The sequence below is a fragment of the Carnobacterium pleistocenium FTR1 genome, assembly GCF_000744285.1.
Taxonomy (GTDB): Bacteria; Bacillota; Bacilli; order Lactobacillales; family Carnobacteriaceae; genus Carnobacterium_B; species Carnobacterium_B pleistocenium.
The window spans coordinates 2,038,925-2,060,838 of the sequence record NZ_JQLQ01000002.1; the positions used below are offsets into that span (position 1 = coordinate 2,038,925).

The window sequence follows — 21,914 nt, forward strand, 5'->3', positions numbered from 1 at the left end:
TATCGTTTAATCTTTATCAGGTACGCCATATTTCTTTTTACAATAAAAGTAAACCGGTATCCCAATAAGGGTAAAGAAGATACCAATCAACGCATTTCCCGGCTGAACAATCAGGGTATTAAGGATAATATATAATCCTCCTATGATAGCAATACCAGGAATGATCGGATAAAGAGGAACTTTATACGGTCGTTCAATGTTCGGATGGGTCTTTCTTAAAATGAGTACTGCAATAAACGTTAAGGTAATAAAGAACCAAATAACAAAAACAATTAAATCGGTTAGCTGGTTGAATTGACCTGTTAAAATCATCAAAATTGAAATAGCTAACATAACGATTCCACCATTGATAGGCAAACTTGTTTTGGGATTGATTTTAGCAAACCAATCACTAAAAGGCAGCATTTTTTGGGTTGCTAATGCGTAAGGCACTCTTAAACCTGAAATCATATACCCATTTATTCCTCCAAATACGGAAACTAGTATTCCTATCGTAACTAACTTACTGCCAATTCCTTCAAAAAGATTAGAAGCAACTAAAGCAGCAGGTGTGTCCGTTCCGGCTAACTGCGTGCTATCTAGTACAAATAAATACGCGATATTAGTCAGTAAATAGACAGCCATAACAATCGATAAACCACCGATAATAACTCTCGGAAGCATCTTACCAGGATTTTTCATTTCTCCAGCAAGCGTTCCTACATTTATCCAGCCATCATAGGCAAATAGTGTAGCAATAAGAGCTGATCCAAAACTGGTTAAGACTGGATTAGCCTCTACCGAAAAGGGTACTAAACGAATTAAGCCACCACCAGGATGTAACAGTCCTGCTATAATGATTACAATAAGAGGGATCAATTTCAAAATAGTCGCAACTGTCTGTATTCGACCGCTGTATTTTGTGCCTAAAAAATTCACACCCATCAAAAAAACAGATGTTAGAATAGCAGCTGGTACAATCATTGTATCAGATAGAGTAAATAAATTAACAAATTGAGTAGCAAAAATGATAGCTAAAGCAGCTATGTTAGCTGGATAGTAAATAATCATCTGAGCCCAACCAACCAAAAAGCCCAACCATCTTCCATATACTTTTTCTAGATAAATCATCATACCGCCTGTTTGAGGATAGATCGTTCCAATTTCTGCTACTGTCAATCCACCAGCAATCGTAATGATTCCCGCAACAAACCATGCTAACAAACCTAGTCCTGGCGCTCCTGCCGCACCATAAACAGCCGTTGGTTTAAAAAATATACCTGCTCCAATAACCGTACCGACTACAACGGTCAAAGCTGTAATACCGCTGACCTCTTTTTTCAACTCTCTATTTCCCATGTTGTTCCCCCTGAATAGCCTTTTTATTAATCTTTACAAGATTAATACTTGTTAGCATAACAAAAGTGCCCTGCTTATAGCAAGACACTTTTTGTTTTTTTTTATTATTTGAATAAATAAAAGTTATCGTACAACTATTTGATACTCTTCCACTAACGCATTTGTTACTTTATCAAAAGCTTTTGAAACTTCTTCTTCTACCATTGTTGCAGTAGGATTTAAATAAGACAGGGTATAAGCCATTGATTTTTTGCCCTCTTCGATATTTTGACCTTGATAAATATCAAACAAACGAACGCTAATCAAATACTTACCGCCTTTTTTATAAATCAAGTCCACTAATTGTTGATTTGTAATGGCCTCATCTACCAATAAAGCAATATCTCTTGTCATTCCTGGGAATTTTGGAATAGCCTCATAAACAGTCGGTTCTTTTTCTGCTTCCACAATTGCTTGTACATTCAATTCGAAAGCATATGTTTCATCTAACTCATATGTTTTCGCAGCTAAAGGATGAATTTGACCAACAAATCCGATCTCTTTTTCTCCTAAATAAAGCGTAGCTGTACGTCCCGGATGCATCCCTTCACGTTTGTTATCCGAAACAAACGTTATGACCTCTGTTAGGCCATAAGCAGCTAACAATCCTTCTAATATGCCTTTCATAACAAAAAAATCGACTTTTCGAGGTTGACCTTTCCAATCTTTTTCTAATAAAGATCCGGTCATTACTCCTCCCAAATGCTCTTCTTCAATTGGCAGCGTTTGGTTTGCATCTTTATAAAATACACGACCGATTTCATAAAGGGCGACATTTTTATTTTTACGCGCCTTATTATAACTGATATCATCTAATAAACCACTCAATAAATTCATTCGTAATGTACTGCGTTCTTCACTCATAGGCATTTCTAAATGAGTCGCTTCACTTTCACGCATCATATACTGAGCAGCCTTTTCTGGAGTAGTGAGCACATAACTAATGGCTTGTGATAAGCCTGCTCCTTCTAAAAAGCGGCGTGTATGACGAATGAGACGTTGTTTGTCATCTAATGCTGCAGGTTGAGCTACACTTACTGGTAAAGTAGAAGGTAAATTGTCATAACCAAAAATACGAGCAATTTCTTCCACTAGATCAGCTTCGATCTCGATATCCCAACGACGTGGTGGAACTACGACTTCAAACAAGCCTTCTTTTTCACTAGCATTAAAACCAAGTCGCTCAAAAATAACTTTTACTTCTTTATTTGTAATAGAGGTTCCTAATGAACGATTGATACGGTCTAATGTAATAGGGACTACACTATCTTTTATTTCTAAAACTGTTTCAGAAGCGATTCCTGCTACTACTGTTCCTCCGGCTAGTTCAGCTATTAAAGCTGCTGCATGATCTCCTGCCGTTATAATAGTAGCCGGATTGATTCCTTTTTCAAAACGCGAACTTGATTCACTTCTCAAATTATATCTTTTAGCAGTTTTGCGAACTGAAATTGGATTAAAGACAGCTGCTTCAATTGCAACAGTTACAGTATCCTTTTCAATTTCTGAATCAATTCCGCCCATTGTTCCTGCTAACGCTAGTGGTTTAGAACCATTTGTGATCACAATATCTTCTGAAGTCAATAAGCGTTCTTCACCATCTAGAGTCGTTAAAGATTCACCATTATTAGCATGACGAACAAGTAGTTCTTTTGATTGTAATTGATCATAATCAAAAGCGTGCAAAGGTTGTCCATATTCCAGCAGAATATAATTTGTGATATCTACTACATTATTCAGCGGACGAATACCTGCATTCATTAATTTCGTTTGAAGCCACATCGGACTTTCAGCAACTTTTACATTTTTAACGATACGAACATTATAGCTTGGCGCATCTTCACTATTTTCTACAGCAACTTTAATGTAGTCATGTACTGAATCTTTTTCATCTTCTGTTATTTCAAAAGAAGAAAATACAGGTTTTTGATTGTAAATAGCTCCAACTTCATAAGCAACCCCACGCATGCTCAAAGCATCTGCACGATTAGGTGTGATCGATAATTCAAGAATTGCATCATCCATTGCTAGATAAGGAAATACAGAATTACCAGGTACAGCATCTTTTGACAATACGTAGATACCATCCGCATATTTTTTAGGAACTACTTTTTCAGAGAAACCTAATTCGCCTAATGAACAGATCATTCCGTTTGATACTTGGCCACGCATCTTTCCTTTTTTTATTTTTGCATTTCCAGTAATACGAGCACCAGGTAAAGCCACAATAACTTTTTGACCTGTTGCAATATTAGGTGCACCGCAAACGATTTGAGATAGCTCTTCTTCACCAATGTCAACTTGGCAAATATGTAAGTGATCAGAATCAGGATGATCACTTACTTCAACCGCATGCCCCACAACAATTTTTTTCAAACCGGTTTCTGGTATATTGACGTCTTCAACCTCAATCCCCGTTCGTGACATCTTGTCTGCCAATGCTTCCGGTGTTACATTTGATAAATCTAGATATTCTTTTAACCACTGATAAGATACGTTCATGCTCCTACTCCTTTACCTTGAATTGATTTAAGAAACGACTATCATTTTGATAAAAATGACGAATATCATCAATTCCATATTTTAACATTGCTACACGGTCTGGTCCTAAACCAAAGGCATAACCACTATAAACAGTTGCATCTATTCCAGACATTTCAAGCACGTTCGGGTGAACCATGCCGGCACCTAGAATTTCGATCCAGCCTGTATGTTTGCAAACATTGCAACCTTTTCCGCTACATTTGAAACAACTAACATCTACTTCTACAGAAGGTTCAGTAAAGGGAAAATAACTTGGACGTAGGCGTATTTCACGCTCTGCTCCAAATAGCTTTTTAGCAAATACTTCTAAGGTCCCTTTTAAATCTCCCATTGTGATATCTTTTGCTACCACTAGTCCTTCCATTTGATGGAATTGATGTGAATGAGTTGCATCATCACTATCACGACGGTAAACTTTCCCTGGACTGATCATTTTTAGCGGCCCTTTTGAAAAATCATGTTTATCCATTGTACGAGCTTGAACCGGTGATGTATGTGTACGCATCAGGATTTCATTTGTAATATAGAATGTGTCTTGCATATCTCGAGCTGGATGTTCTTTAGGCAAATTCATTCGTTCAAAGTTGTAGCTATCTTCTTCAACTTCGGGTCCTTCTATAATTCGATACCCCATCCCAATGAATAAGTCTTCAATTTCTTCCATTATTTGAGTCAATACATGTGATTGCCCTACAGCTACTTGGCTACCCGGTAATGTCACATCAATTGCTTCGCTTTCTAAATCTCGATTAATTTTTTCCATTTCTAACACTGCTTTTTTTGCTTCCAAGTGTGAATTAATCTCATTTCTCACTTCATTTACAAGTGCACCAAGAATCGGACGTTCTTCAGGAGAAACGCTCTTCATTCCTTTTGAAATTTCAGTAATCGGACCCTTTTTCCCTAAATAGGCTACACGTACTTGATCTAATGCTTTTAAATCTTGTACCGCTTCGATTTTTTCTACAGCTTCTTTACTTAATAAGTGTAGGTTATTTTTTAAGTCCATTCTTATTCCCCTTTAAATAAATTTATACTTTTACTTTCATTTCGAGCTATTTTTTAGCACACAAAAAGCCCAATCCCTAAAAAGGGACGAGGCTACATTCGCGGTACCACCCTTGTTTGAATTAAGCTTGCACTAAATCCACACTTCATTTACATAACGGCGTAGACCGGAACTTTATTCATTACCTTTAAAGAGCTTAGTGTAATTCCCAAAGTCAACTCAGGAAGTGAATGTTCATTTGGTTTCTACTCAAGTGTTTTCAGCCAACGCCACTTGCTCTCTTATTTAGATTACCCAAATTACTTTTTTTCCATCATTGTATTTATTTAGTATTTTTTTACATACAAGCTTAGTTTAACGTAAGCTCGACTTAAAGGTCAAGTACTTTTCAATAAGATTAGTCTTCTGTCACACATATCCATTTATCAGCCCAGTTTTGAACGTCATCCATTACTATTTTTAGGCCTTGACCTTTTTCAGTTAGACTATAAGCTACTCTCATCGTCGCATCTGGATCTACTGTACGGTCCACAAGGCCTTCTTGTTCAAGTTCTTTTAATCGCTCTACTAATACACGATCGCTTACATTTGGAATAGTAGCAGCTATATCTTTAAATCGTTGAGGACCTTCTAATAACACTTCAATGATAAGTCCCATCCATTTTTTACCTAAAATAGTAAATGTATGTTCGAATTTAGGGCAAATTGTTTTCTGCCTAGTTTCATTAGAGACACTTTTTTCTTCATTTTTAATAGTTATCATATCTTCATCACCTCTTTTTATCATTATAACATCATTGGTTATAAATAGTAAGTAATCCATCGTCGTTTGTCAACCATTTATTTAAAAAATTGTCTTACTTAGATAAAATCATGTCAATTTTAAAAAGCAAATGACTATCCTTGTAATTTAATCAGCCAACTACAACTAATCAAACGAAAAATTGACCTTGCGTTACTAGAACCAATAAAACATACTCTAAATTTAACCTAAATCTTAAGGTTGTTCAACAAATAGTGTGGATGCTTCAATATAAAATTTTGGCTACAAGCAACCCTATTCCTCCAAAAATATTTCTTTTAAAAACTGTAAAAAAAGACACCATCCGAAGATGATGTCTTTCTAGTTGCGTGGCAACGTCCTACTCTCACAAAGGGAAACCCTTCACTACCATCGGCGCTAAGAAGCTTAACTTCTGTGTTCGGCATGGGAACAGGTGTGACCTTCTTGCCATCATCACCACACAATTTCAATCAGAGAACATTGTTCTCTCAAAACTGGATAAGGTAAAAATCGTTTTTGTTCTGAATCCGTCGTACACCGGTTATTTCTTTGGTTAAGTCCTCGACCGATTAGTATTGGTCCGCTCCATATATCGCTATACTTCCACTTCCAACCTATCAACCTGATCATCTCTCAGGGGTCTTACTCACTTACGTGATGGGAAATCTCATCTTGAGGGGGGCTTCACGCTTAGATGCTTTCAGCGTTTATCCCGTCCACACATAGCTACCCAGCAATGCCCTTGGCAGAACAACTGGTACACCAGAGGTGTGTCCATCCCGGTCCTCTCGTACTAAGGACAGCTCCTCTCAAATTTCCTACGCCCGCGACGGATAGGGACCGAACTGTCTCACGACGTTCTGAACCCAGCTCGCGTACCGCTTTAATGGGCGAACAGCCCAACCCTTGGGACCGACTACAGCCCCAGGATGCGATGAGCCGACATCGAGGTGCCAAACCTCCCCGTCGATGTGGACTCTTGGGGGAGATAAGCCTGTTATCCCCAGGGTAGCTTTTATCCGTTGAGCGATGGCCCTTCCATACGGAACCACCGGATCACTAAGCCCGACTTTCGTCCCTGCTCGACTTGTAGGTCTCGCAGTCAAGCTCCCTTATGCCTTTACACTCTGCGAATGATTTCCAACCATTCTGAGGGAACCTTTGGGCGCCTCCGTTACACTTTAGGAGGCGACCGCCCCAGTCAAACTGCCCGTCAGACACTGTCTCCCAGCCCGATAAGGGCTGTGGGTTAGAGTGGTCATACAGCAAGGGTAGTATCCCACCAACGCCTCCACCAAGACTGGCGTCCTGGCTTCATTGGCTCCTACCTATCCTGTACAAGCTGTACAAACACTCAATATCAAACTGCAGTAAAGCTCCATGGGGTCTTTCCGTCCTGTCGCGGGTAACCTGCATCTTCACAGGTACTATAATTTCACCGAGTCTCTCGTTGAGACAGTGCCCAGATCGTTACGCCTTTCGTGCGGGTCGGAACTTACCCGACAAGGAATTTCGCTACCTTAGGACCGTTATAGTTACGGCCGCCGTTTACTGGGGCTTCAATTCTGAGCTTCGCCCGAGAGCTAACCCTTCCTCTTAACCTTCCAGCACCGGGCAGGCGTCAGCCCCTATACGTCATCTTACGATTTTGCAGAGACCTGTGTTTTTGATAAACAGTCGCCTGGGCCTATTCACTGCGGCTGACCAATTGGTCAGCACCCCTTCTCCCGAAGTTACGGGGTCATTTTGCCGAGTTCCTTAACGAGAGTTCTCTCGCACACCTTAGGATTCTCTCCTCGACTACCTGTGTCGGTTTGCGGTACGGGCAGTTTGTTTCTAACTAGAAGCTTTTCTTGACAGTGTGACATCGGGAACTTCGGTACTTAATTTCCCTCCCCATCACAACTTGTTCTTAAAGAAGCAAGCATTTGACTCACTTCAAAACTTGTTGCTTGGACGTGCATATCCAACAGCACGTATTCCTTAGCCTACTGTGTCCCTCCATTGTTCAAACAAAACAAACTGGTACAGGAATCTCAACCTGTTGTCCATCGTCTACGCCATTCGGCCTCGACTTAGGTCCCGACTAACCCTGGGAGGACGAGCCTTCCCCAGGAAACCTTAGTCATTCGGTGGACGGGATTCTCACCCGTCTTTCGCTACTCATACCGGCATTCTCACTTCTAAGCGCTCCACTAGTCCTCACGATCTAGCTTCAACGCCCTTAGAACGCTCTCCTACCATAGAACCAATGGTTCTATCCACAGCTTCGGTGTTATGTTTAGCCCCGGTAAATTTTCGGCGCAGGGTCACTCGACTAGTGAGCTATTACGCACTCTTTAAATGATGGCTGCTTCTGAGCCAACATCCTAGTTGTCTAAGCAACTCCACATCCTTTTCCACTTAACATAAACTTTGGGACCTTAGCTGGTGGTCTGGGCTGTTTCCCTTTCGACTACGGATCTTATCACTCGCAGTCTGACTCCCGGATATAAATCAATGGCATTCGGAGTTTATCTGAATTCGGTAACCCTAGAAGGGCCCCTAGTCCAAACAGTTGCTCTACCTCCATGATTCTAATTCCGAGGCTAGCCCTAAAGCTATTTCGGAGAGAACCAGCTATCTCCAAGTTCGATTGGAATTTCTCCGCTACCCACACCTCATCCCCGCATTTTTCAACATACGTGGGTTCGGTCCTCCAGTGCGTATTACCGCACCTTCAACCTGGACATGGGTAGATCACTTGGTTTCGGGTCTACGACCACATACTCATTCGCCCTATTCAGACTCGCTTTCGCTACGGCTCCGTCTCATCAACTTAACCTCGCATGTGATCGTAACTCGCCGGTTCATTCTACAAAAGGCACGCTATCACCCATTAACGGGCTTTAACTATTTGTAGGCACACGGTTTCAGGGGCTATTTCACTCCTCTTCCGAGGTTCTTTTCACCTTTCCCTCACGGTACTGGTTCACTATCGGTCACTAGGGAGTATTTAGCCTTGGGAGATGGTCCTCCCGGATTCCGACGGAATTTCTCGTGTTCCGCCGTACTCAGGATACTGATCAGAGTGAAATTGGTTTCGGTTACAGGGCTTTTACCTTCTTCGGCAGACCTTTCCAGGTCGCTTCTCCTACCAACTTCATTTATGACTCTATATGTTCAGTCCTACAACCCCAGAAAGCAAGCTTTCTGGTTTGGGCTATTCCCGTTTCGCTCGCCGCTACTCAGGGAATCGATTTTTCTTTCTCTTCCTGCAGGTACTTAGATGTTTCAGTTCTCTGCGTCTACCTCTACTGACCTATGTATTCAGTCAGCAGTAACATCCTATCAAAGATGCTGGGTTCCCCCATTCGGAAATCTTTGGATCAAAGCTCACTTACAGCTCCCCAAAGCATATCGGCGTTAGTCCCGTCCTTCATCGGCTCCTAGTGCCAAGGCATTCACCGTGCGCCCTTATTAACTTAACCTATGGTTAATCGTTAATGTTTAATACTCATCTTTCGATGAGAACCTTAAAAAACTTATTTTTTTAAAACTTTTCGGTGTGTTTCTGGTTTCTTACTTAATTACGATTTTTAACTTTATCCAGTTTTCAAAGAACAATTTTTACATTCAAGCGTTTGAGAAGATTAGACCTCTCAAAACTAAACAAAGTAAAGACGAATGTGTGGGTTTCCGTTATATTCCTTAGAAAGGAGGTGATCCAGCCGCACCTTCCGATACGGCTACCTTGTTACGACTTCACCCCAATTATCTGTCCCACCTTAGGCGGCTGGCTCCCAAAAGGGTTACCTCACCGACTTCGGGTGTTACAAACTCTCGTGGTGTGACGGGCGGTGTGTACAAGACCCGGGAACGTATTCACCGCGGCGTGCTGATCCGCGATTACTAGCGATTCCGGCTTCATGCAGGCGAGTTGCAGCCTGCAATCCGAACTGAGAATGGCTTTAAGAGATTAGCTTGGCCTCGCGACCTTGCGACTCGTTGTACCATCCATTGTAGCACGTGTGTAGCCCAGGTCATAAGGGGCATGATGATTTGACGTCATCCCCACCTTCCTCCGGTTTATCACCGGCAGTCTCACTAGAGTGCCCAACTGAATGCTGGCAACTAATAATAGGGGTTGCGCTCGTTGCGGGACTTAACCCAACATCTCACGACACGAGCTGACGACAACCATGCACCACCTGTCACTTTGTCCCCGAAGGGAAAGCCCTATCTCTAGGGTGGTCAAAGGATGTCAAGACCTGGTAAGGTTCTTCGCGTTGCTTCGAATTAAACCACATGCTCCACCGCTTGTGCGGGTCCCCGTCAATTCCTTTGAGTTTCAACCTTGCGGTCGTACTCCCCAGGCGGAGTGCTTAATGCGTTAGCTGCAGCACTGAAGGGCGGAAACCCTCCAACACTTAGCACTCATCGTTTACGGCGTGGACTACCAGGGTATCTAATCCTGTTTGCTCCCCACGCTTTCGAGCCTCAGCGTCAGTTACAGACCAGAGAGTCGCCTTCGCCACTGGTGTTCCTCCACATATCTACGCATTTCACCGCTACACGTGGAATTCCACTCTCCTCTTCTGCACTCAAGTTCCCCAGTTTCCAATGACCTTCCCCGGTTGAGCCGGGGGCTTTCACATCAGACTTAAAGAACCGCCTGCGCTCGCTTTACGCCCAATAAATCCGGACAACGCTTGCCACCTACGTATTACCGCGGCTGCTGGCACGTAGTTAGCCGTGGCTTTCTGGTTAGATACCGTCAGGGGATGAGCAGTTACTCTCATCCTTGTTCTTCTCTAACAACAGAGTTTTACGATCCGAAAACCTTCTTCACTCACGCGGCATTGCTCCGTCAGACTTTCGTCCATTGCGGAAGATTCCCTACTGCTGCCTCCCGTAGGAGTCTGGGCCGTGTCTCAGTCCCAGTGTGGCCGATCACCCTCTCAGGTCGGCTACGTATCATCGCCTTGGTGAGCCATTACCTCACCAACTAGCTAATACGCCGCGGGTCCATCCATAAGCGGTAGCCGAAGCCACCTTTCTTCTATTCGTCATGTGACGTTTAGAAATATGCGGTATTAGCATCCGTTTCCGAATGTTATCCCCCTCTTATGGGCAGGTTACCCACGTGTTACTCACCCGTCCGCCACTCCTTGACTTCGGTGGGTGCAAGCACCCGGTGAAATCAAAGCGTTCGACTTGCATGTATTAGGCATGCCGCCAGCGTTCGTCCTGAGCCAGGATCAAACTCTCATATAAAATGATGCTTGAAGCTCATTATTGAATTGCTAGCGAATAATTATTCACTAATTTTGTTACTGTTGACTTAGCACTGCTAAGTCACCCTCACATTTTGTTCGTTTTACTTTGTTTAGTTTTCAAAGGTCTAAAGTGTGTTGTTTGTTTGTGACAACTTATATATAATATCATGTCTCAAATCGTCTGTCAACAACTTTTTAATTTTTTCTTTGTCGCTGTGTCGGTTTTTTCAACCTGTCTCAGCGACATGTATTAATATAACAGGAATCATAATCATCGTCAATGATTTTTTTACATAAAATTAATATTTTTTACAATTACAAACATTCATTATTTTTTTACTTCCTATACGCGATTTCAGCTATTAGAAACGAACCTTTTTAATGGTTTGACACAAAATATCCGTTACATCTCAAAAGAATAATTATTCAAAAATAATTAATAAAAATTAAACTTAATTGATTATTGATGAATAAAGAATCAATTAACCACTTTCTTGGTTATTTGATTAATGGGTTAGTGTTCAAACATATTTTCTAGGCCAGATGAGTTTACTTGTTAAGCGTTACAAAATTATCTAAAGCTTTGTTAGTATTGTTACTCTACTTAACTTTAGCACTAACAACCAAGATAAACTTAAGCATTGTTACTCATAATGCAGCATTTCAGACTCTTAAACCTATTTTCACAACTAACTACTTGGCTATTTCTCATTCCATACTATAAGTAATTACACATCACTCTATTCATTTCGGCAGTTTGCAGTGGATTCTTTTGATCATACTGATTAAAAATCTCTTATAAAAAATTACCCCACAAAATTGCACCCCGAAAGTTAGCTGCTTTCCGCTAATTATTGAGGTGCAATTTAAAAGTGGCTGATTTTTTTAATTTTTATTGATTATGAAATAGATAGTTATAAAAACCATTAGTACATACTAATTTTATTGAGCTGCAGCAGGTTTTAAACGAGCCCAAGCATTTTTAACAGATGTTCTCACTTTTCCAGTCAATGGAACCGCTACTTCTTTCACTGCACAATATTTATCAACAAACGTTACAATGTAACTTTCTTTGTACTTTGGAAGAGCTACTGTGGCTAACCACATATGTTTAATAATAATATCGCATTCTAATTCACTTAACTCTGTTAATTTTTTTGCATTTTCACAAGCCATGCGTGGATGGACATAGGCATGAGAACCTTCCTCGAATTTTGTTATTCTCCAGTCATAATAAAATAAATCATGAAGCAATCCCGCACGAGCCGTTGCTCTAACATTTAGGCCACGCTTTTTGGCAATACAATAACTGATATACGATACACTAATTGAATGTTCTAGTCTGGTAGTAAAATGATGTTGCGTGTAGTCATCCAGTTTTTTTACTTCTTCAAACTCTAATAAATCTTCAATAAGAGCAAAGTATTCTAAATCTAGCTTCCATTTTGGCTCCGTCATTACATTACTTCCTTCGTATTAATATTTATAATATTTTCTATCTAATTACAATCATACATCGTAATTTTTTATTTTTAAAGGAAAACGGCATAACTTAAAGAAAGTTTAGGAATTTTTTCGATACAGTTTTACACTCCTAACTATTCTACTTTTGTTAACCAGAACATCACTATCCCCGCCGCTACCGCAACATTTAGAGACTCTGCTTGCCCGACAATTGGAATATAAAGATTTTTAGTTGTTCGTTTTAATAATTCAGCAGACATTCCATTACCTTCATTCCCCATGACCAATCCGTAAACAGATTGGGGTTCAATTGCTCGATAAGAAACGGCTTCTTCATTTAATTCCGTTCCATAAACCGAAAACCCATTTTTAAAGAACAAATCAAACCAGTTATTTAAATCGCCTTGATAGATAGGCAAGTGAAAATGACTGCCTTGCATAGAACGTAATACTTTACTATTGTAAAGATCTACAGATCCTTTCCCTAAAACCACTCCACCAAAACCAGCAGCATCTGCTGTACGAACCATCGTTCCAACGTTTCCTGGATCTTGAACATTATCGAGCAATAAAAATGGTTTAGTTAAAACCGGTTCATCAATTAAGTCTACCTTTTGAACAACTGCAAAAATACCTTGAGAAGTTTCTGTCTCACTTAAGATTTTTGCAATTTCAATAGAAATTTCAACTTGTTTTCCTTCATCAAAGTGCGGAATATCTTCATTAGCGATTTCTTCACTTATCATCATTTCTAAAATTATCGCATGATTTTTTAAAGCTTCTTCTATTAAATGGAAACCTTCGATTAAATAGACGCCTGCTTTTTGGCGACCTCTTTTAGAATGAAGCTTCTTCCAATTCTTTACGCGCTCATTTTTTGTGGATAAAATTACTTCCATTTGTCATCCTCCACCCGTTTCTTCTACTTCTTATTCATTCTACTAAAAAAGTCCGCTCTTTTAAAGAGCGGACTTCAGCTATTCTATATTTAAAATTTGTAAAGTTGCCGTATTAAAATCAACTTGCTACGGAATTTTTCATGTTATAGGTAATTTGCAGGATCAACTCGTGAACCATTTACATAGACTTCAAAATGTAAATGAACTCCTGTGGAAGAACCGGTTGTACCCATTGTCCCAATTTGTTGACCTTGAGAAACTTGTTGTCCAGGAGAAACAAGTAAACTTCCTGAAACCATATGCGCGTAAAGCGTTTGGACTCCATTTCCATGATCAATTTTCACGTAGTAGCCCCAAGAACTGTGGTAACCAGCGAAAACAATTTTCCCACTTTGAGCTGCTACGATTGGACCACCACCACCAAAATCAATACCCCCATGCAATTTATTTACTCCTGTAATGGGGTGAATTCGGTAGCCATAAGAAGAAGTGTTATATCCTCCACTTGGATTAATAAATCCAGAACTATTTGAAGAAGTTGTGCTGCTTGTTGAACTACTTGATGTAGTACTAGACTTACTCGTTTGTTTAACTTCTGAAGCTGAAGCTTTTGCAACTTCTGCTTCAGCTTTTTCTGCTCTAGCTTCTGCCTCAGCTTCTGCTTTTTTAGCAGCTGCTTGCGCTTTTTCTTCTTCTTCAATAATACGTTGACGTTCTTCTTGTAATTCGCTAGATAAAACACTTGTTTGAGTAGCCACAACAGCTTGCTCTTTAACAAATTGATTTTTTTCAGATTCTGTCATATCGTATTTAGTTGCCACTTGGATAATTTTATCGTCTAATTCTGCTTTTTGAGCAACCAAGTTATTTTTATTCACTTCAATTTCAGCTTTTAATGATTCAATAGCTACTTTTTCATCTTGAGCTGCTTGTTCATTTTTTTCTACTTCTTTTTTATCACTCTCTTGTTGAATTACAATATCTTTATTTGCTGAAACTAGTTGATTTACAACACCAACTCGACCGATTAAATCAGATAAACTATCTGCAGACAAAACCAATTCAACCATATCAGAACTGCTGCCATCTGTTTGAACTGTTCTTGCTTGATGTTCTAATTTTTCTTCACGTCTAGCAATCAGATCTTTTAGCTTTTCAATCTCAGCTTTTAATTTCTCGATTTTAGCTTCTGAATCAGCTAATTTTTGTTCTTGTGCCTTTAATTCTAACACTACTGCATCAATATCTGTTTGTAATTTTTCAACTTCTGATTCAAGATTTGCTTTTTCAGATTCTAAGTTATTTAATGTATTTTCTTGTGATTGGATTTTTGAGTTTAAGTCAGCTGATTTATTTTCTAGTTCAGCTTTTTGGCTTTCAAGCTCTTCGACGCTCGTTGCCTCTGTAATAGTTGGCATTACGATAGGACTAGCAAATAATAGAGTTACAATTATTCCAGCCATTAATTTCTTTTTCAAAGCATACCCTCCGTGGTTTTTTATACCTTTTTTATTTTTCTCACATTCGTTAGTATAGCATACAAATTTTCAGAAAATGGTATAATTCAGTTAACAAAACTACCTACTTTATTACATTTTCATTTCTGCAAACGATTACATATTGTTTTTAGTTTAAAAAAGAACCCTTTTGCATATTTAGCCATACTTTGTACATATTTAACGAATTACTTATGTGTATTTATAAACAAATAGAGATACTTCATTTCTATCAATTTTAAACGGTTCGAAAAAATTGATTTAAATTGATATTTCAAGTAATGCCTTGAGGATAATTAACAAAGATTCTAAAGATATCATTATTATTAGCAACAGATTTTCATGCTCTTATACTTTTGGTATAGGGATATTAGACAATATAATAAATATTTTAATTTACTTGTTAAACTAAAGTAGGAACAAAATGGAAAAGAGGTTTGACTAATATTAGCTAAAAAAAATTATCTAACGAGGCTGAAATAGAATTTCGATAGAAAAAATAATAAAAGATAGTTTAAAAAGAATATATAAACGTAATTCAGATTTTTTAGGAGGGTTAATATGTCAACAATCATTTTTATGTTAATTAGCATTATCATACTTCTAGTTTCATTTGTAACAGGTTCCTTTATAGGAAAACTTTTATTTAATAAAAATATAAAATATGAAATTAAAACACTTTTTAGCAAGATAGAAAGCTCAAGTGAAATTGTAACCAAGGCGGACATAGAAGTACTACCCAAAAATGTTCAAAAGTGGCTTGAATACTCCAGGATTATTGGAAAGAAAAAAATTCTAGCCGTTCGTTTAAAACAAAAAGCAACTATGAGATTAGACAACGACAAGCAATGGATGCCCGTTCAAGCAGATCAATATTTCACCACAGATGAACCCGGCTTTATTTGGAAGGCCAGTATTAAAGCAGCACCTCTAATTCACATTGTAGGAAGAGATAAATACTGGGACGGAAAAGGGAGTATGCTCATTAAACTCCTTTCATTATTTACTGTTGCTGATTCCAAAGGGAAAGAAATCAACCAAGGTACTTTGTTAAGATATCTTGCCGAGATGGTATGGTTTCCTACTGCCGTTTTAAACGAATACTTAACCTGGGATGAAGTAGACAATGATCATGCAAAAGCAACTATGACTTACAAAGGTATAACTGCCTCAGGAGTATTTACGTTTAATGATCAGGGTGAGGTTATTAAATTTGAGGCTGAAAGATACGGAGAATTCAATAAAAATTTCAGCTTAGAGTTATGGTCAATTTCTTTGCGTGATTACAAAGAATTTGATGGAATAAAGGTTCCTGCAAAAGGTAACGTCACCTGGAAATTAGAGACTGGGGATTTTAATTGGTTTAACTTTGAAATTACAGAAATTGAATACAATAAACCACTACCCTATTAGTTTGGTGATGGATTTTTTTTGATAAACTAATCAGTTCAATCATTTTTTATATATATAAACGATTAAATAATATAGTAGAAATAATTTATTAATAGGGGGAAATAGAAAGGATACGATATATTATCAAAATTAGAGTATTGCGAGTTTTTGTTGAATTTTGCTAAAACCATTGCGAAAATTAAGTAAGTAATGAATGGAAGTTTTTTCTTAAAAAGTCTAGTAAACATATTATTATAAATTTAGTAATTCATCCTATAGTAATTTCAGCTTTCAAAATCAATTCTGAAGTACGTATTTATTTACTACCTCTTTTGAAACACTTTGTTGTATTAGTTTAGCAATAAGTATCGCTACATAAAACATCAATACTCTAGTAATTAAATAGTTTATGATATTTCCAGATTAAAATACTTTGTCTTAACATACCATTTTCCATAATTGTTTCTATTTTTTCTGAAATAAAAAAAGCAACTGAATAATTCAGTCACTTTCTCTAATTTCTATTCAAAAATTATTATTCGCCAACTTTTATAACGATTTTGCCTACTGCATGGTGAGTTTCACTCATTGCATGAGCATCATAGATTCCTTTTGCACTCAAAGGATAAGTTGCTCCAATAATTGATTTCACTTTTCCTTGTTCCATCAACTCAGCTAATTCTGCTAATTGTTTTCCATTTGTATCTAACCAAATATTATGAAACGCAACATCTGCTTTCGCAATCAACTCTTTGTCTGCATCCGCAACGACAGAAACGATTCTTCCAGTATGAGGTTTAACAATTTTAAAACTATTTTCCAATACTTCTCCACCCATGGTATCAAAAATAACATCTACATCAGTTAAAATTTCTGAGAAATCTTCATTTTTGTAGTCAATAAATTGATCGACCCCTAAGCTCAGCAACAAGTCACGATTTTTTTCACTTGCAGTAGCAATAACAAATGCACCCTTATTTTTGGCTAATTGTATTGCATATGTTCCTACGCCACCTGCACCAGCATGGATCAAGACTTTCTCACCAGCGGACAATTTGCCATAATCAAATAGTGCTTGCCAAGCGGTCAATCCAGCTAAAGGTGCAGCTGCTGCTTCTTCAAATGAAATGTTTTCAGGAATATGCGCTAATAAGTTATCATCAACTGCTGTATATTCAGCATATGTTCCAAAAGGTGTTGTGTTGGGACGGGCAAATACTCGGTCTCCAACTTTCCAATCGGTTACTTCGCTACCTATTTCAGTGATTTCTCCAGCAACATCCCATCCTAAAATAATAGGAAATTCCCATGGCATCATTTCTTGCAAATATCCTTCACGTAATTTCCAATCAATCGGATTAATTGAACTTGCTTTTTCTTTTACAATAACTTGATGCGTGCCAGCTATTGGCATTGGTACTTCTGCTTCTTTTAACTTTTCTTTCCCACCATATCCTTCTATAATAACAGCTTTCATTTCGCTTTCCTCCAGACACATATTAGTTGTTTCTCACTACTTCTTCTTACTATTAAGAAGTATAACTAAACTACTGACAGATTACTAGCCTTTTAACTGAACACTTTAAAAAAAATACAACAACCAAGAGCTAAACCTTTTGGTTGTTGTATTTTTTGAAAAGTCTATTTTTTCAGTTCTTCCATTAAATATAGCAAATCTTTCTCAAACGTTATACCATATAAAGGATTAACTTGATCTTCAATGGTTCGTTTAACCACTTTTGAAATATAGTTTACCGCCACCTCATTGGCTCTTCTCAAGCTATGTTGTTGAAATAAAAAGCCTGCTATTACGCTTGTAAACAAATCTCCTACTCCATCAAAATGTCCTGGGTATGCTTCTGAAAAAACATAACAAACTTCTAGACTATCTTTGGTAATAAAAGCAGCACCTACTTGTTTTTCCGTTCCTGTCACACCAGATATCACGATACTTTGTTTATTTTTTTTAGTTAATTTATTAATAATTGGTTCAATTATTTCTTTAGTATGAGGTTTGTTTGGATAAGTTATTCCAGCTAACAAATAGGCTTCTGTTACATTTGGAATTAACACATCTGCAAATTGGCATAACTCACGCATTGCTTCGACATGCTCAGAAGTAAAACCTGGATATAAACTTCCATGATCTCCCATTACTGGATCTAGCACAATCAAAGCTTTTTCAGTTGTAAACTGAGTAATGATGGTTTTCATCATTTTCATTTGTTCGACAGAACTTAAATACCCAATGACTATTCCGTCAAACTTTATTCCTAACGAACGCCAATGATTCAATATAATTGAAATCTCAGCACTTAAATCTAAAAAAGTATATCCTTCAAAACCTTTACCGGTATGTGTTGACAATAACGCTGTTGGCAAGACACTCACCCAATTTTCTAAACAACTTAAAATAGGTACCGCCACATTCATTGAGATCCGACAGCTTGCTGAAATATCTTGAATCACTAAAATTCTGGGCTGTTTCATCTTTTTCTCCTCTTTTGCTTGGTTCATATCTCTGTCTAGTCTAGCATATTTCACATTATAGAATTAGTTCTTTTTTATTATTTTTCAAATTCTAAAAAAAATCATGACATTGTCTATAAAAAAAGATAAAATAACTTTATGAATATATATAAAGGATGATGACCATGGAGAAAATTAGTACCAAAAAAATTGTAACAATTGCTTTATTTATGGCTATGACCATAGTAATGACGATTGTCATTCGTATTCCGACGTTTCGTGGATACATTAATTTAGGAGATATGGTCTTATTGTTTGCGGCCCTTTTTCTAGGAAAAAAAGCCGGTTTTCTCATTGGCGGATTAGGAAGTGCTTTGGCTGATATTATAGTCGGTTATGCTTTCTATGCTCCCATTACATTTGTAGTAAAAGGACTTCAAGGATATATTTGTGGCTGGATTTTTCAAAAAACAGGTTATCATAAACCTCTTTTAGCTACTATTCCGGCTGGTCTTTTTATGGCTTTTGGTTATTTTGTGGCTGAAAGTTTTATGTACGGTCTAGCTGGAGCAGCAGTTTCAATTCCAGGAAATTTACTTCAAGGAATTGTTGGAGCATTAGGTGCTGTTTTATTAGAAAAAAGTGTCGGTACAAAAATAAAAAGATAATTGCATTTAAAAAAGGGAGTGGAACAAAAAGCGTTCAGACCCGAATCACTGGAATAAATAAGCGCAGTGTGGTCACAGACCATCGAGCATTATTCGCAAAGTGGACGTTGGGTCTGCTTTTTGGAGCACGTTCTAGAATAGTTATTCAGAAATAAAGAAGGGGCTGGGAGTTTTATCCCGGCCCCTTCTTTTCTCTTTAAACAACCTGATAGCTCTGCTATCTCCCCTGAAAATTATCATCATATTAATCTAGTTAGAGCAAAGCGTTTCATTATTAAAATAAGTTAGGATGACATCTGAAAATTAGTTGTTCTAGTAAGGACGAGATAGTATACGTACACGTTTAATAGAAGGAATATCTCGAATTCTTTTTGCAACCAGTTCTATTTGTTCAAAGGTCCCTTCTAAATCAATTAACATATAAACATGAGCATCTTTTCGATTACTGACCATATTACCGATTTTAAGATTTTCTTGATCCAAATATTTCATAATTTTGGAAAATGTCTTTCCTGTTTTTCGATAAAAAATTGTAATCCTATAGGGTGATTGAAATACAAGACGTGTAGCTGGAAAGTTGACCGATTCTCTGACCGTCCCAAACAATAAAAAATTGCGTAAAGCTCTAACTGCAAGACGATCACCACCTTTTAAAGCTTCTTGAGTTGTTCCACCAATATGTGGAAGCATTAAGATTTTAGGGTGCCCCAAGTATTCTTCTTGAGGAAAATCAGTAATGTAACCAGCTAAAATCTCATCATCTAAAACCTTTAGCAAACCTTTACTATTCACAATTGGTTCTCGTCCAAAATTGAGTAAGTAGGCTCCTTTTTTCATTAGACTCAGTTTTTCTTCCGTTAGTAAATCTTTTGTTTCATTGGTCAACGGTAGAATAACGACAACAAAATCTGAAAGACGGAGTAATTCATCTAAATTGACTTGATTTACATAATCAATATCATGATCCCGTCTAGCGTAGCCCAATACGTCCATTCCTAAATCGTAACAATTTCTAGCAATTTGGGTGCCGATAGCTCCCATACCGAGCAAGCCAATTGTCTTTCCTTGCAGTTCTTGCCCAATGTAGTCTGAGCGTTTAGACTCTGCTTGAATCAGTATATCCGAACCTTTAAGTGTTTGAACCATTTCTGCAGCTTTCGCAACCTGGCGTACAGTCAAAAATAGACAAGCCAAAACCAATTCTTTAACTGCATTTGCATTAACTCCTGGCGTATTTAAAACAGCTGTTCCATTTTCAGTAGCGGCTTCTAGATTGATTGTATTGACACCTACGCCTGATCGAGATATAACTAATAATTCATCAGAAATAAAATTATCCGGAACGTAAGAACTTCGAACCAGGATCCCATTAATTTTCCCTTCTTGATTTACTTCAAAATTCGGCTTTTGCAATCTGGCAATAAGCCTGTCTGGAATTGGATCAATCAATCGTAACTTATACATCTTTCAGCCTCATCTCTTCTACAATCTTATAGTCATATATGTAACCAATAAAAAATTTTGATTATTGCTATTTATTTTATCATTCGATACACTAAAAGAAAAGATTGAGAGGTTTAAAATTATGCATATTGAACCAATTAAATTATCTAAAGATCATCCTATTATTGGAAAAGACAGTCAAATCAAAGAAACAACATTCGGTGAATATAATGAAATTGGCAAACAAAATGCCATTGACCATTCAAAAATTGGGAGCTACACCTATACTGGAGACTATTGTTTTATTCAAAATTCAAAACTAGGTCGTTTTATCAGTATTTCTGATATGGTTCGAATCGGCCCTACAAACCATCCTTATAATCGTCCTTCTCAACATATGTTTGCCTATAACGGAAGCGGCTACGGCTTTCCAGAAAAGGATTCAGATTTTCTGGAAGAAAGACGAAAGAACTATACAAACATCGGTAATGATGTCTGGATTGGCCATGGTGCAATTATCCAGTCTGGTGTTACGGTGGGAGATGGTGCAGTCATTGGAAGTGGAGCTGTTGTGACCAAAGATATACCGCCTTACACCATTGTAGGCGGTGTGCCAGCAAAATATTTAAAAGATCGCTTTCCAGATTCTATTAAAGAAAAACTAGCTCAAATTAAATGGTGGAACTGGACTCGTCAGGAATTAGAAGAGCGATACGAGGATCTAAAATTACCCATCGAGATTTTTGTTGAAAAATGGTCAAAAAGCTAAAATACCTAACTAATAATGTCGATTACTTTTGATAAAAACACTTGTTTTTTTACTTTGTAGTTGTTCTTGATTAGATGTAAAAAAACAAAGTCAGATTTTTCTATTGTACAATAAAAATCACTCTTTGTGGGGCCTATCACTTTTTAGGGCTGCAAGATTACTCAACTTATTTAATCAAAATTTTTGAAAGCATAGAATTTAGCATAAGTTGTCTCATGACAGTGTGAAGCTATAGTTTCAGTAGTTTAAAGAAGACAGTAGGTCTAGTCCTGCTTTTAGACTACCCACTAAAGAAGACTTACAGGTAATTCTTTTGACTCTAGAAATAACTTCATTTTGAAG

13 protein-coding genes, 3 rRNA genes and 1 other annotated feature are annotated in these 21,914 nt (G+C 37.8%); of the genes, 3 read left to right on the top strand and 13 right to left on the bottom strand.

Annotated features, from left to right (window positions below):
- Nucleotides 1–6: 6 nt before the first annotated feature.
- The 10 genes from BP17_RS09975 to BP17_RS10020 form a co-directional block, all read right to left on the bottom strand.
- On the bottom strand, nucleotides 7–1,338 hold the full coding sequence (locus BP17_RS09975; protein WP_035054024.1) for an APC family permease: 1,332 nt from the start codon (nucleotides 1,336–1,338) through the stop codon (nucleotides 7–9).
- A gap of 123 nt (nucleotides 1,339–1,461) precedes the next feature.
- Nucleotides 1,462–3,879: a phenylalanine--tRNA ligase subunit beta gene (pheT, locus tag BP17_RS09980; protein ID WP_035054026.1), complete on the bottom strand. Its 2,418-nt coding sequence runs from the start codon at nucleotides 3,877–3,879 to the stop codon at nucleotides 1,462–1,464.
- 4 nt (nucleotides 3,880–3,883) lie between these two features.
- Nucleotides 3,884–4,930 carry a phenylalanine--tRNA ligase subunit alpha gene (gene pheS, locus BP17_RS09985; protein ID WP_035054028.1) on the bottom strand — a complete coding sequence of 349 codons (1,047 nt, stop codon included), beginning with the start codon at nucleotides 4,928–4,930 and terminating at the stop codon, nucleotides 3,884–3,886.
- Nucleotides 4,931–5,009: 79 nt separating this feature from the next.
- Nucleotides 5,010–5,256: a binding site (T-box leader), on the bottom strand.
- A gap of 71 nt (nucleotides 5,257–5,327) precedes the next feature.
- A complete protein-coding gene (locus BP17_RS09990) occupies nucleotides 5,328–5,693 on the bottom strand; it encodes a winged helix-turn-helix transcriptional regulator (protein ID WP_051910519.1) in 366 nt (121 codons plus the stop codon).
- A 366-nt stretch (nucleotides 5,694–6,059) separates the two neighbouring features.
- Nucleotides 6,060–6,175, bottom strand: a 5S ribosomal RNA gene (gene rrf, locus BP17_RS09995).
- An 88-nt stretch (nucleotides 6,176–6,263) separates the two neighbouring features.
- A 23S ribosomal RNA gene (locus tag BP17_RS10000) occupies nucleotides 6,264–9,184 on the bottom strand.
- Between the two features lie 224 nt (nucleotides 9,185–9,408).
- Nucleotides 9,409–10,970 (bottom strand): 16S ribosomal RNA (locus BP17_RS10005).
- The 16S, 23S and 5S rRNA genes sit together here, the layout of an rRNA operon.
- Nucleotides 10,971–11,914: 944 nt before the next feature.
- A complete protein-coding gene (locus tag BP17_RS10010) occupies nucleotides 11,915–12,430 on the bottom strand; it encodes an HD domain-containing protein (RefSeq protein WP_035054031.1) in 516 nt (171 codons plus the stop codon).
- Between the two features lie 140 nt (nucleotides 12,431–12,570).
- Nucleotides 12,571–13,335 carry a TrmH family RNA methyltransferase gene (locus tag BP17_RS10015; protein ID WP_035054033.1) on the bottom strand — a complete coding sequence of 255 codons (765 nt, stop codon included), beginning with the start codon at nucleotides 13,333–13,335 and terminating at the stop codon, nucleotides 12,571–12,573.
- Nucleotides 13,336–13,478: 143 nt separating this feature from the next.
- Entirely contained in the window at nucleotides 13,479–14,813 is a 1,335-nt protein-coding gene (locus BP17_RS10020; protein ID WP_035054035.1) for a murein hydrolase activator EnvC family protein, read from the bottom strand.
- 579 nt (nucleotides 14,814–15,392) lie between these two features.
- Between BP17_RS10020 and BP17_RS10025 the strand changes: the two genes are divergently transcribed.
- Nucleotides 15,393–16,244, top strand: a complete 852-nt coding sequence (locus BP17_RS10025) for a DUF6544 family protein (RefSeq protein ID WP_035054037.1) — start codon at nucleotides 15,393–15,395, stop codon at nucleotides 16,242–16,244.
- Nucleotides 16,245–16,758: 514 nt separating this feature from the next.
- Here BP17_RS10025 and BP17_RS10030 read toward each other — a convergent pair.
- Together BP17_RS10030 and BP17_RS10035 are read right to left on the bottom strand one after the other, a co-directional pair.
- On the bottom strand, nucleotides 16,759–17,700 hold the full coding sequence (locus BP17_RS10030) for an NADP-dependent oxidoreductase (RefSeq protein WP_035054039.1): 942 nt from the start codon (nucleotides 17,698–17,700) through the stop codon (nucleotides 16,759–16,761).
- A 164-nt stretch (nucleotides 17,701–17,864) separates the two neighbouring features.
- A complete protein-coding gene (locus BP17_RS10035) occupies nucleotides 17,865–18,713 on the bottom strand; it encodes a pyridoxamine kinase (RefSeq protein WP_051910520.1) in 849 nt (282 codons plus the stop codon).
- Between the two features lie 164 nt (nucleotides 18,714–18,877).
- On the opposite strand from BP17_RS10035, the gene BP17_RS10040 reads away from it, so the two are divergent.
- Nucleotides 18,878–19,360 carry an ECF transporter S component gene (locus tag BP17_RS10040; protein ID WP_035054043.1) on the top strand — a complete coding sequence of 161 codons (483 nt, stop codon included), beginning with the start codon at nucleotides 18,878–18,880 and terminating at the stop codon, nucleotides 19,358–19,360.
- A 312-nt stretch (nucleotides 19,361–19,672) separates the two neighbouring features.
- On the opposite strand, the gene BP17_RS10045 is transcribed toward BP17_RS10040, so the two are convergent.
- A complete protein-coding gene (locus BP17_RS10045; protein WP_035054044.1) occupies nucleotides 19,673–20,824 on the bottom strand; it encodes an NAD(P)-dependent oxidoreductase in 1,152 nt (383 codons plus the stop codon).
- Nucleotides 20,825–20,945: 121 nt separating this feature from the next.
- Here BP17_RS10045 and BP17_RS10050 point away from each other — a divergent pair, with 121 nt between their 5' ends.
- On the top strand, nucleotides 20,946–21,572 hold the full coding sequence (locus BP17_RS10050; RefSeq protein ID WP_035054047.1) for a DapH/DapD/GlmU-related protein: 627 nt from the start codon (nucleotides 20,946–20,948) through the stop codon (nucleotides 21,570–21,572).
- The last annotated feature ends 342 nt before the right edge of the window (nucleotides 21,573–21,914 follow it).